8 protein-coding genes are annotated in these 12,298 nt (G+C 47.5%); all 8 read right to left on the reverse strand.

The annotated features are described in order from the left end of the window. Window positions 1-31: 31 nt before the first annotated feature. Window positions 32-2,140, reverse strand: a complete 2,109-nt coding sequence (locus FMM72_RS00750; RefSeq protein WP_162220270.1) for a hypothetical protein — start codon at window positions 2,138-2,140, stop codon at window positions 32-34. An 81-nt stretch (window positions 2,141-2,221) separates the two neighbouring features. Further along, window positions 2,222-2,512, reverse strand: coding sequence for a hypothetical protein (locus FMM72_RS00755; RefSeq protein WP_162220271.1), 291 nt, complete (start codon window positions 2,510-2,512; stop codon window positions 2,222-2,224). 73 nt (window positions 2,513-2,585) lie between these two features. Then, complete coding sequence (locus FMM72_RS00760) at window positions 2,586-3,026, reverse strand: hypothetical protein (RefSeq protein WP_162220272.1); 441 nt, start codon at window positions 3,024-3,026, stop codon at window positions 2,586-2,588. A gap of 187 nt (window positions 3,027-3,213) precedes the next feature. Then, complete coding sequence (locus FMM72_RS00765) at window positions 3,214-8,688, reverse strand: SpaA isopeptide-forming pilin-related protein (RefSeq protein WP_162220273.1); 5,475 nt, start codon at window positions 8,686-8,688, stop codon at window positions 3,214-3,216. A gap of 175 nt (window positions 8,689-8,863) precedes the next feature. After that, window positions 8,864-9,997, reverse strand: a complete 1,134-nt coding sequence (locus tag FMM72_RS00770) for a CAP domain-containing protein (protein ID WP_162220274.1) — start codon at window positions 9,995-9,997, stop codon at window positions 8,864-8,866. A 103-nt stretch (window positions 9,998-10,100) separates the two neighbouring features. Next, a complete protein-coding gene (locus tag FMM72_RS00775) occupies window positions 10,101-11,012 on the reverse strand; it encodes a ParB/RepB/Spo0J family partition protein (RefSeq protein ID WP_162220275.1) in 912 nt (303 codons plus the stop codon). Beyond that, window positions 11,002-11,811 (reverse strand): ParA family protein, encoded by an 810-nt coding sequence (locus FMM72_RS00780; RefSeq protein WP_162220276.1) that lies wholly within the window; start codon window positions 11,809-11,811, stop codon window positions 11,002-11,004. Before FMM72_RS00780 ends, FMM72_RS00775 begins: the two co-directional genes overlap by 11 nt. A gap of 12 nt (window positions 11,812-11,823) precedes the next feature. Next, window positions 11,824-12,285, reverse strand: coding sequence for a helix-turn-helix domain-containing protein (locus tag FMM72_RS00785; protein WP_162220277.1), 462 nt, complete (start codon window positions 12,283-12,285; stop codon window positions 11,824-11,826). Between the last annotated feature and the right edge of the window lie 13 nt (window positions 12,286-12,298).

Consider the following 12,298-nt stretch of genomic DNA (forward strand, 5'->3'; position numbering starts at 1 on the left):
CAGTAGGAGTTAACCTTGAGCATCCAGAAATCTACTGTTTCATTCCGTTCCCTGCTTGCTGTCTGGTTCTTGGGACACCGGTTTGTGCATCACTTTGCATCCGCTCCAGTTTTCCTTTATCAATGGTAAGTACAGCGTGGTCAACAGGATTGCTATTGCCAATAAACTGCTGAAGACTCTGTGTTGCCTGCTGCATCTGAACAGGATCGCTCTGGTTAACGGAGGCTCCCATTTCTCCATAAGTCTTTGTGTGTCCAAAAGGTTTGGTATCCAGTTGATTTTCACTGATAGTTTTAGGTACAACATAGAAACCACTTTCACCTGTACCGTCACCAATTCGACCTACAGAGGCTCTGGGGTTAAATGCGGTTACTCCTGGGGCTCCAGATTCAACAGCCTTTCGCTGAGACTCCACTACATTGTCATGCACCAGTTCAAAAGCGGTCGAGTTGCCATCTGCGTCGGTGTAAACGCCGGAGGCGATACCACCCTCTACACTATCGTAAGTGACAGAAGAACCATCTCTGAAATTCTGGCCAGAGATGAAGGAAGTGCCATCTTCCGCCTCAGTAAAGTTGAAGCCTTTGAGGTTATCGTTGCCAAAGGCTGTAACACCGTTCATGGCTGCTGCCGCTTCAGCGCCCTTATAGGATGCAATCGGCCGGCTTTGCCCCTTCTCGTCTACAAATCGCTCTGCTCCGGTCGCTGCCGCCCGTACAGCATTGGCTGTCATGGTATCCTGGTAGATCATGCCCATCGCCTTACCGCTGCCATGGTTTTTATCGGCCATTTCACTTTGCCTTCCAGCGGAGGCCATAACACCGCCATCGGTGTAGTCCATCTTTGCGGCGACACCTCGAATACCATTGGTTCCACCGATGCCGTTTTCAGCATGGGGATTGCTTTTGTGGGTCAGCGCGTCATTGATTTCCTTCTGGCCATTCAGAACTTGAGCAGAAGGTGTGCTTTCCTGTCGCAGCAAGTCGCCAGAGCGTAGCGGTGTATCGGCTCCTGCCCGTCGGCCAGGCTCACCAGGATTAACCTTAGAACCATCATTGCGCCGGTTTGTTGCCTCTCCTGCAACTGAGGATACCCCTGTAGCTGTATGGGCTGCCCCACCAGTCACACCGGATGCAAAACTGGATACAGCTGCTTTCATTCCTGCTGCTGTTCCCATTCCGCCGGCTGCCGCACCAGCTGCCGCCGCACCTCTGATGGCACCTCCGACCGATTGCAGCGAGCGAGCGCTTGATACCATACGACTAAGGCCGCCCATTGCGCCCTGCATGAGGTTTGCCCCTGTGTGGGCCGTGTTCAACCCAAGGATACGAATTAAGGTATCCGCTCTGGATGCAAAGTCCAGAAATGCAAAACCGAAGAATAGCATGGTTAATGTTGGGATGAATACTCCATCAGCTTGTATACCAGCGATATTTTGTGTGAACACCTGACAGTAGCTAAGGAACATTTTTGCGCTCCATGTGTTGATTAAGATTAGCAAAGAATGTCCCCAAAATGCGCGCATCCAAGTGCCTGCAATATTGCTCGTAGATTTAAAGGCCGCCGTTGAAAGGAAAGCTGGTCCTATAAGACAGATAAAACAATAAACAATGTACCGTTCTACCATCTCTATCAGCAATTTAATAAATTTCCATCCGAGGATGATCACGCAGATGATATATACAACCAGCAATAGCCCTGACATCCCCGTTAAGCTGGAAATCAGGCCGCTCAGCATATTGGAGGCAAATCCCTCCATGTCAAAGCCGCTGCCCAAAGACTGGTTGTTCATGTCCTCCTGCACGATTCGGAAAAATCCTGTAAAGATGTCCAGAATATCAGCCAGATTTACTACTGCAATCCAAGTAAATACCACCTTGCCAACTACATGTAGAGGGTTTTCATATTCAACACCGAAAGGTGCAGCAATTCCTTTTACAAACTGCCAAGCAAGCCCTGCCATTAGAATAAAAAGTCCGCAAGCAGTAAAGGTATCCATGGCATTTCTTGCAAATGGAAAAACTGCAAGGAAGGTGGACATATCATAGCCAATAGATTCCAGCATTCCAGAAACGGCGGCGTCAATCAAATTGATAGCAAAGCCAAGAACAAAACTGACAATGCCCATCATAATTCCCATAAAACCTATCTCCTCCTTTCTCCAGAATTAGGGGAGGGTTGCATTTTTAACACCCCCTCCCTATTCGGTGATTTTATAATGTTAAATTTTACCGCTGTGTCCCTTCTTGTGAGAGCTTGTGTAATCGGAACCAAGAGTATAAGAACCCAAAAACTCAGCACGAATACTGGGAATCAGAAAGATGGTGCCAAGCACAGCAAACAGGCAGCACTTCATGCCAAAGTGTAGCGGTGTGCGGCCGAGGAACGCGGCGATCACCCCTTCTTTCGGGAGAATATCCCCTAATCCTGCGGAAAAAGCGACAGCACCAATAACGGTTGCCGCTACAGCGATAACAGCCACTGTCAGAATTGTCTTTTTCATATTTTTCATAAAATAAAACTCCTTTCAAAATTAAAAGCACCCTTGGGAGGAAGGGTGCCGCTTTTACCGTAATGTGTATATTTTATTCTCCTCCAGTAGTGCTACCGGTTCCAAACACTTCCATGATTGTAGCCAGAATGACGGGAAGAAGCTGGAAGAAGATGAAAGCAAGGATAACTGCTTTAAGGGCATTCACCATCATCGCAGTTTCTTTTGCGCCGAATGAAGCAGCAAACATAAGGCCAAGGAGACAAACGACAAGAGCAAAGGTAGCCACTGTCAGTACAAGGTCCTGAGCATCATTAAGCAAGGTCGTGAAGGCACTACTGAGACGGGTGAAGAGCGGTGTGGCCGCAAACACCACACTCATGTTCATAACTGTGGCAACCAAAGCAGCTGTTCCCGTAATACCAACGGCGGTTTTGCCGGAAACAGGCTGAATTGCAGCGTCTATCAGAATATTCATATCCCTGCGAGCATCCGCAAGATACTGCTTCACATGAGCAGCAGAAAAAGTCTTCATGTATTTTCCTCCTTTTAAGTTAGATCGTAAAATGCAGTGAGGGTGCGTCTTCGGCGTCCTCCCATACGGAAGATCACATCCCTATGCAGAGCCACATCATAGAAGATGGCTCTGCATAGGGACACGATTGTGTCCCTAAAAAAGAAGCCGATAGGAATTTCCCATCGGCTTTTTGGTTGATATTCGGTTAATCTTCGAGATATCTCAGATATTCTGGATACTTTTCAAAGAAGTTGGGGCCACCGGTTTGTGGCAATTTAGGCCGTCCCGGACCAAATTTATAGCCCTTATAAATTACAGTGATCCAGCTGTCACGAGCATAAACCCATTCTCTGCCATATCTGCCACCTACATCAGTTTTGTTCACAAAACGATGGCCTTGGGACAGACGGTTGTTGACCTTGACCTTGATAAAGGGGTCCTTCACACTGGTAAAGCCTTCTTCGACTGTGCCAAATTCTAACTTGAAGTTGGTGACATACTCGTTGGAGGCAAGACCCAAAGCGGAGGGTGTCATATCAATGGTGTATTCAACCTTAGTAGACAGGTTCCGCTCGATTCGCTTCCAGCCATGAAGGTTTGTCTTGATCCAAACATCATAAGTCCCGCGCTCATTCCATGTTCCTGTGTTGAGGGACAGGATACGAACAGCATCTGTCGGCAGTTCATCATGCCAATAAAACTCGTCCAGCTTGCAGTTCGACTGGTTGGTGATGTTCGAGAAGGTATAACGGAATGTTTCACCAGACATGGTTTCCGCAACGCCACGCTTTTCCACGCTTACATCCGGCTCAATAGGAGTGTTCTCTACCTTCAGGCGGATCATATCCCCATGAACCTTGATTTCAGCGTAGATGGGCTTACCATCTGTAAAATAATACTTCGGCGCTTCTACCTCCTTGATGACATATCTGCCCAAAGGCAGGTCATCCGAGGTTGCGATACCACGATGGTCTGTTTCAATTTTATCAACGAGGTTAAGATTTTCGTCATAAATCTCGAATATAGCATCTTCCAGTCCATCTCCGGCCTTATCACCAGTGACGCTGTTCTTGCCGCTGCTGACCTTGATGATTTGAATGTTGCCAACCTGAAGCTGGTTCTTCACTACGATCTCGGTAGTTTCACCAGCCTTGACCTTGATGGTGCGGATGGTATCATCGAGGACATAGCCTTCCGGCGCCTTGACCTCCTTCAGTTTATAAGTCCCGCTCTGGAGACTGCTGCCGAAAACAATCAGCCCATCCTGGTTTGTTGTATACTCACCAAGCAGGTTGTTTCTGCTGTCATACAAATTGAAGGTTGCATTATACAGCGGTTTATTGGTATCTGCGTCAACCTTGAGGATTCGCAAAGAGCCGAGGGAAGTGTTTTTCCACTCGACAGTGGTTGTTTTACCGCCAACAAGTTCTACCTGTCGCACCGTATTGTCCAGAACATACCCGGTAGGAGCTTTCTGCTCCTGGATATAAATGGTTCCGCTGGGCAGACCGTTAATGTAGATTTCACCCAAAGCGGAGGTGGTATAGGTGCCGATTTCAAGCCTGTTTTTGTCGAAGAGTTTGAAAACGGCGCCCTCCAGCGGTTTGCGAGTTTCGGAATCAATCTTTAACAGCCGCAAATCGCTATAGGGTGTGTTAAACACTTCAACTGTGTTCAGCTTGCCGCCTTCAACCTCGACATTGACCGGCGTGGAATCCAGGATGTAGCCAGGGGCGGCCTGGGTTTCAGTGATGATATAATGGCCGGGGGTCAAGTCTGGGATGAAGAATGTGCCGTTTTCGCTGGTGGTATAAGAACCAAGGTCCTTTTTTCCGCCATTTTCGAGCAGGGTCACATTAAAACGGGCACCACCAATCGGCAAGCCAGTAATTTCATCCTTTTTGATCAGCTGAAGTCCGGGTTTTGCTGTGTTGTAAAGCTCGATCTGTGTCAGTTCGCCAGGCTTCAGAGTTACTGTGTGGGGAGTAACATCCAACACATAACCATCAGGGGCACGCAGCTCTGTAATGATTACCACTCCATCTTCTAGTCCATCCTCAGCACCAAGGCTGATAAGGCCGTTAATGTCAGTAGTATACTCTCCTATCAGTTCTCCGGACGCTTTGGTGATTTTATAGCGAGCACCAACTAGCGGACTCTGTGTGCTGGCGTCCAGTTTCAAAATTTGGAGTCCAGGTCGGGCATAGTTGACAAATTCCACCTGTGCCGGCTTTCCGGATTTAATCTCCACATTTACAGGGGTAGAAGAAAGGATGTAACCATCTGGAGCCTTGATCTCCTCCACCACATACCAGCCGGGTTCAGCGTAAGGAATAATGGCATAGCCAGTCCGCCCGGATGTTACCTCACCAACCATTGCGCCATTCATGGTAGTAACCTTGAATTTTGCCCCGGCCAGCGGATTGCCTTCACCATCTACCTTCTGGATGTAAATAGGCGATTTGGGGGTGTTGGTAAATTCCAATTCATAAGGCTGCCCATATTCGATTGTTACTTCGCGGGTGGCGGTGTCGATATTATAGCCATCCGGTGCCTGCACCTCGGTAATCAGATAGCGTCCAGGCTTGATGTTCTCCAGATAAATAATGCCATCTGCATCGGTCGTGTAATTGCCAATGAGTTTAATGCCTTCATCTGTTTTCTGCTCAATTTTATATCGTGCCCCGGGTAACGAAGTACCTGTCACAATATCAATTTTGTGGATGGTCAAAGAGGGGCAAGCCTCGTTGAAAATTTCGACGATGGTAGTCTTCCCCTGTTCGAGCAGTACCTGATGCGGGGTAGGATCAAGCAGATAGCCCTCTGGTGCTTTCGTTTCCGTCAGGGTATACCAACCTTCCTTCAGGTCAGTAATCAGAGCAGTACCATCTGCTTTTGTGGTAACATCACGATAGTCTGCGCCATTATTCCAGGAAATACGGAAGGTAGCGCCAGCCAGAAGAGCGCCAGACTGCTTGTCTTTTTTGACGATCTCAATTCCAGGCTTTTCGAAGTTTTCCACAACGATGGTATGTGTCCGGCACTCTCGAAGTACGATTTCCTGCCGATAGCCCGAATTGACATAGCCAGGGGCGGCCTGAGTTTCTTCCACGATATAGGTGGTGTTGATTTCCAGGTTTTCCAGCAGTGCCTTGCCATCCTCTCCCGTTTCGATGTCCCAGTAATGGTTCGTGCGGGTATCGGTAATGCGGAATATAGCACCTTCCAGCTTAATGCTGGCATCCAGCCCATCCACCTTGGTGATCTCAATGGAGGGCTTCTTCTTATTAACGAAGGTGACAGTGTACTCCTTGTTATCATCGGTTGCATAAATCCGAATCTGCTGGATGGGATTCTCGTCCATTAGGTAGCCTTCCGGCGCCTTGATCTCTTCAATAACATAGGTGTCATCGGTGAGATTGCCGCGGTAGATTACGCCATTGGAATCTGTTACCTCCCGCAGCAGCACTTCGCCGGAACCTCGGCGCAGCTCAAAGGTTGCGCCAGGCAGCGGATTACCGTCCTGGTCTACCTTTTTGATGAACAATCCATCTTTGCGGTAGTTGCGGACTTCTTTGCGAACCACCTGGCCGGACTGAAGAACCGCAGTTTGAATTTCATCGTTCAGGTTATAACCAAACGGGGGCTGTGTTTCCTGAATGGCGTATGTGCCAGCAGGCAAAAACTCGAACCGCGCTTCGCCGTTTTTGTCAGTGACCAGAGTTAGGTCAATATCCTTGGCTCCGGCATCAACGCCGCCCAGATCCTGACCCCATAGATGGATAGTAGCGCCTTCCAGTGGCTGACCGGTATTTGCGTCACGCTTGGTAACAATAATATCGCCAGTTTCCCGCGTGTTGACGAAAGTGACGGTAATATCCCTGTCGCCAGCGATAAAGTCAGCATACTCCTCAACCTGCGGTTCACTCTTGCTGGTAGCGGTAGAGGTGTTTTTTGTGATGTTGCCATCTTCATCTACAGAAGAAACTGTGGTAGTGGTAATAGTGATGGTCCATGTCGTTACATGGGTTACACGAGTATAAGTCGGGCTGACTGTGACTGTCTTCGGGGTAGGGTCCAGTTCATAATGAAGCGGGGCCTTGACCTCTGTAATCGTGATGGTCGCCGGATCATGGTTGTCTTTGGGGTGGTTATAAGTAAACAGCCTGGCTCCATTGTCGATTTCCCAGCCCTCAGTCCGCTGTGTTGTGCCATCGGTGAACGCAACCTCGATGTTGACCAAAGCACCGTCAAGGCTGTTCCCGTCCTGGTCTTCCTTGCGGATCGTGACCTGGCCAATGGCGTCCGAGTATTCGTACTCCTTGGACTGGTGAACTTCGGTTTCTGTTTCAGTTTCGGTAGTCTCACCACTGCCACCCCCGCCGCCACCGGAGGACTTCTCGTTGCGGAACTCAACAGTAGCCGGGTTTGTAGGCTTATTAACCTCAGTGACAGTAACAGTTTGGGAAGCTGGGTCCGACAGTTTATATCCTGCAGGCGGGGCTGTCTCAGTTACAGTATAACTTCCGACATCTGTAATCCCGACAAGGATTTCACCCTGAGCATTTGTTTTAAGCCCAGTCCTTTTAAACCCATTAGGCCCTTCAACGCTAAAGGTAGCGTCAGAAAGCACCTTACTTCCATCCTCATTTTTCTTGATAATTTTCAAGGCATATTCTTCTGTTACCCCTTTATCGGTGGAATACACAAAGATATTTTGAGTATGAACAGAATCTTTGTTGTTATAAACCCAGTATCTAATGCCGCTAATATCTATACTTGGATCAACCAAATTTTGATTGGCTCCAGATGTGCCCCACGCACCTACAAAGGTATTCGTTAGGACTGCCCAGATTTCAGCTTGGGCAGCAATATAGTCGGGTTTATTTTTACTGGACGCCTCATAGCTGGCCAAAATTCTTTTGATCCGGTCATCGTTGCCTTCAGCGCCTTGCTCGTAGTTGCCGCCTGGCTCATGTCCATTGAACTCGGCGCAAAATGCGTCCGAACCCTGCCAGCTGATTCTGTGCAAGTCTGCAAAGAAGTAACCAGTTCCAGGGTTCCCGAGCCAAATAGCATGTGTACCATCCGAAACACTTGGGTCGCCCCACATATACTTTGTGAAGGTAACTCCAGTTTCTCTTGTAGAAAATGTCCTGGGCATTGCCATAGTTGCTTCTGCATACGCATTGAAGTTCGCTGCCCAAGGAAACTCCTGCCCGCCTTCTATAGTGTCTGCAGGAGGGGTGGCAACACCAGTCTCACTGTCATCGGCATTCTCCAGTTCCTCAGCATCTACAACGCTATCCTCCGGGTCATCTTCGGATTCAGAAGAATCCGTATCTTCATCATCTGGAATATCGGGAGTTTCCTCACTTTCTTCGTTACCTTCTGATGGAACCGATGGGGTATTTTCATCTGAAGCAGGTGGCTGTGTTTCTGTGTTTTCTTCGGATTCCTCTGGGGTAGTGATAATAACATCATTGTCCCCGCCACTGATATTATCCCATCCAGAGCCAGTAGAACCAGAGACAGGATCATCAATGATCGTTGCCGTACTTGGAAAACCAGAATCCAGCGAGTCGGTAGCGAAAGCGGTAATTGGAACAGAACTAATCGTCATCAGAACTGCCAACAACGCCGCAAGGGACCTACCCGCCTTTTTTGACTTTTTTCGCATCTGTTTCTCTCCTCTCATTTAATTTTGAAATAAAAAAGAGCCCCTGCCGAAGCAGAGGCTTTTTTCTGATTTATATAATTTTCAATGGGGGGTGCGCGACAACGCTGCATCTCATTACCTCCTTTGAATACAAAAAAGGCACCCCCATAGAGGTGCCTTTCCAACAAATGCTGAATTAACCTTCAGCATCCCACAGAACAAATTCCTGTGTCCAATAGATTGTACCATTTTTTTCGTAACATCCCACTCCAAAACGGCTTCCATAACTGGAGTAATCACTTAGCAGAGTCGCCTTGTGTCCAGGAGAGTTCATCCAATCATTCACTACTTCTTTTGCGCTTTTTTGTCCATAGGCTATATTTTCTATAAATTCGAGCCCATTCATGGATTTATTCTGATTATTAGGGCGGGTATGAGAATAGCTTACAGCAAGCTCTTCTGCTCTAATTTGAGCATATTCCATCGCAGTGCTATCTTCTACCAAAGCCTCTAATCCAGCCTTTTCTCTCTCAATGTTAGTGAGCCTAATTACTTCATCCCGAAATTCATCAATGTCAAATTCATTGGAAGAAGGAACAGAAGAAGCTGTAGAAGAAGAACCAGCAGATTCATGCTCGTTACTTCCATCCAGGCCACGATACACATTGTACTGCTTAGTAAACCATGCCAGCTGTTCATCTGCTTCCATATCCATCAGTTGATTATCCCAAATGATCTGATTCAGCTGGTTTTCGGGAATTGTCCCCAATTCCTTCTGGCTGGACGAATAGAACATGTAGACCATCTGGCCGTTGTAGGTGGTGCCGACTGTCGAAGCGGCGGGGGTTGTGCTGTCGAACACATTCACAGTGTACTTTGCCAGCGGCCCCTTTCCGGTGCTGGATACCTTTGTTGCCGGGGGCAAACTGGAAGCAACAGGAGGAGTGTTTTCTACCGGAGCCTGGTTATTGGCAGGTGTCGGATTGGTATTGTTTACTGTAGGAGCAGGCTTATCGTTTGCTGGTGCATTTTCCTGGGAGGTGGCCCCGTCACCGGTGGCTGCGCTCTCATTGGCAGAAGCAGCGCTGCTGGTATTAACATCTTCTTCCGCATCATCTTCGGAAGGCTGCTCCTCTTCTGCCTTCTCCCTCTCAGCCTTCAGTTCATCCAACTCCTTCTGAAGCTGATCCCTCTCAGCCTGAAGGGAATCGTATTCTTCCTGGGTGATGGAGGAAGACAGGTCATTTTCAACGGGTTCGGCAGGGGTACATCCGGTTGCCGACAGCATCATTGCAAGGGACAGGAGGGCGATCATCATTTTCTTATTCATACGAAACTTCCTTTCAAAACTATCAGATACTCAATCGGTCATGTAGGCTTTATTCTCGACCGCTTACATAACAACTATAGTGAGAGTTTTTGAAAAAAGCAACTCAAATTGTTTTTTGCTCCGCACTCCACTGTTCCAGTAAGGACATAATGACATCCTCTATCTGCTGTTGTGTGTAGGCAGGAGGGAAGTATTTTCTGATCTGTTCCCCTTTGAAGGTGACTTTTTCGGTCACAGGCTTGGCTTCCGACAAAACTGCGTGAATGACAGCCCTTGATAATGTTCCCGCTTTGCTATATGGCTTCAATTTTGCAAGGTTTCCCGGAGCCGGAATAATTTTCAACTCTGCTATAACTGCCAATAGGTCCCTTTGCTCCTGCTCTGTCAAAGATGATAGATAGTCGGCGGCAGCTTTGACGGAGATTTTTTCGGCATCCACTAAATCAAGTAATTCAGGAACTAATTTCGTCAGCGATATGTACCTGGCAACAGCTGCTCCCGATGCCTCTCCAGCATCTTTCGCTATCTGTTCTCTTGTTCCCAACTTCTGCTCCATTGGAGCAGAAGTTAAATCGTTGCGTTTCCCTTGATGTTTAAGAGCCTCTAACTTCAGCTTATATGCCCATGCTTTTTCACTAGGCAAAATATTTTCCCGCTGGATATTGGAGTCTACCATGATGATGGTCGCTTCGTCATCATCCATTTTTCGGATAATGACCGGCATGGTGGTCTTTCCCGCAAGCTCGCTGCCCCGTTTACGGCGGTGGCCGGCAATGATCTCATATCCACCCTCTGAGCGGGGACGAACAATGCCAGGTATTAGAACACCATATTTTGCAATACTCTCAGCAGTCTCCAACATTTTTGCATCGTCGCGGACTTGAAAGGGGTGATTGCTGAAAGGGAATAGTTCATCCAGCGGGATTTCCTGTACTTCCTCCAATTTAGCAGACTGCTCGGTTTCAAACAAATCGTCAAAGCTCTGCATTTGAATTTTTCTTGCACTACTTCTCATGGTCCAAGACCTCCTGGGTGAATGCGGTGTAGGCAGCCGAAACCTTACCAGAGGGATCATGGTGGTAGATACTCCGGCCTTCAGCGCTGGTTTCTGCGGCTCTGATAGATGTCGGAATTATCGTTTCAAAGATTTTGATATTATCACCATAGGTGGAATGAAGCAGTTCTAAAATTTCGCGTGAATAATTTGTACGCATGTCCGCCATCGTAATCAGGATACCGGAAATTTTAAGATTCGGATTGATTTGGCGTTTGACTTTTGAGATTGTGCGCATCAGCTGCTCCAGTCCTTTTATTGACAGGTAATGTGCCTGCATCGGAATCAGGATACTATCTGCGGCCGCCATAGCGTTGATAGTAAGCATTCCCAGGGAAGGGCAGCAGTCCAGCAGAATATAGTCATACTGATCTTCAACTGCTCTTAGATATTCCCGCAATACGGTTTCTCGGCTCATGGTATTCACCAAAGTGACCTCCATCCCCGACAATTCGATATTGGCCGGAAGCAGATCAACACCTTCCTCATGGCGCAGAATCCCTTCTTTGGGCGTTATAGGTTCGTCGTTGATAATATGACCCATAATCGTCGCAAGCGTCACATCTATTTGGTCTGGCAGTTGGTAGCCTAGGCTGGAAGTTAGGGAGCCTTGAGCGTCTACATCTACCATCAGCACACGATTGCCTGCCCTGGCAAGTCCAATCCCAAGGTTAATAGTAGTGGTTGTTTTACCGACACCCCCTTTTTGATTGCATATTGCAATTATTTTTGCATTTGTGATTTGCTCACCTTTTTCCATGTTGCAACCTCCTCAAGAAATACTTAGCGATTCTTTCCTTGTTGAAAGGCCCATCAGGTAGTCTATTGAACAACTGTAATGATTCGCCAGCACAACTAATGATTTCGTATCGGGCATAATTCGTCCGTTTCTCCATCCATAGACGGTGCTTACTGACTTTTCTACCAGAGGCACAATATCTTCAATATTTTCATCCTGTTCGAGCATCAACCGAGCAAAGCGAACAGCAAAGCTATCCGTTGGCAGGTCCTCCAAAATCGTTTCTTCCTCCAAAGGGAGATCCATACCAAGCAGATAATCGCAAGAAATTTTTAACATTCTGGCAAGCCGCTCAATTTCATGGCAATTCGGAACTGTTATCCCATCCTCCAGTTTTTTATATTTTTTTGGGGAAACATTAGCGAGCAGACAGAGCTGGTTTTGGGTATACCCAGATTTTTCACGCTGCTCAATCAATCTTTCTTTTCTAAACATCAAAATTCACTCT

Source organism: Anaerotruncus colihominis, from assembly GCF_010206195.1.
In the GTDB taxonomy this organism is placed as follows: Bacteria; Bacillota; Clostridia; order Oscillospirales; family Ruminococcaceae; genus Anaerotruncus; species Anaerotruncus colihominis_A.